This window comes from Oleiphilus sp. HI0061, from assembly GCF_001635675.1.
The window spans coordinates 1-785 of record NZ_LWFE01000476.1 but is presented as its reverse complement, the minus strand read 5'-3'; the positions used below and the strand labels follow the sequence as shown (position 1 = coordinate 785).

2 protein-coding genes are annotated in these 785 nt (G+C 45.0%); both read left to right on the top strand.

Annotated elements, in window-relative coordinates; genetic code table 11:
• Positions 1–114: 114 nt before the first annotated feature.
• Complete coding sequence (locus A3735_RS06355; protein ID WP_068511530.1) at positions 115–414, top strand: type II toxin-antitoxin system RelE/ParE family toxin; 300 nt, start codon at positions 115–117, stop codon at positions 412–414.
• Positions 415–522: 108 nt separating this feature from the next.
• The coding region (locus tag A3735_RS06350) for an MBL fold metallo-hydrolase (protein ID WP_156499458.1) at positions 523–785 on the top strand (263 nt) is incomplete at its 3' end.

The window sequence follows — 785 nt, the reverse complement described above, 5'->3', positions numbered from 1 at the left end:
TTTACGCGAGCAACTGAAAGTTGGCACCGGCCAGATAGATAGCGGTGAAGGTATTTCTATTAAATCAAAATCCTCTTTAGATTCATTGTTCAATGATATTATGGCTTAAGTTTCATGCCAACACGCCACCTTGTTATAGCCCCTGCTGCGAAAACTGATTTAAAAAACATCTATCAGTACGGGTTGCGGCAATGGGGGAAAACCCAGTCTGATAGCTACCTTGAAAATATAAAAGAACACTTTTGGACTCTCACTGAACAAGCCATGATAGGAGTTGATCGCTCTGAACTTCTAGCTGGCACCAGAAGCCTACCTATTGCGAGCCATACCCTGTTTTATAGGGTTACAGGCGATACGGTGGAGATTATTCGTGTATTACATCGTCGCCAAGATCCTCAGCGGCACCTGACATAGTTCAATACTTAGCTGACAACGGGGTCAGACTCGATTGAAACCATCCTGTTGGAATCTAGCGCGAGCGTTGTGATATTCTTCCCTTAACTTAATTGATAAGGACATCACATGAAAATCCTACACCACGGAGCGGTGAATGGCGTAACGGGTTCGTGTCACGAGCTTCGCATTTCTGATAAAAACAGTTCTGAACAACAAGGTATTCTGATTGATTGCGGATTGTTTCAAGGGGCCGAGACCTCTGGGCAGTCGAGTGAAAGCCAGCTTGAAATCGACTTCCCAGTTTCTCATATTAAAGCGCTTGTCGTGACCCATGTTCATATCGATCATGTCGGGCGCATTCCTTATCTTCTCGCTGCTGGCTTTGATGG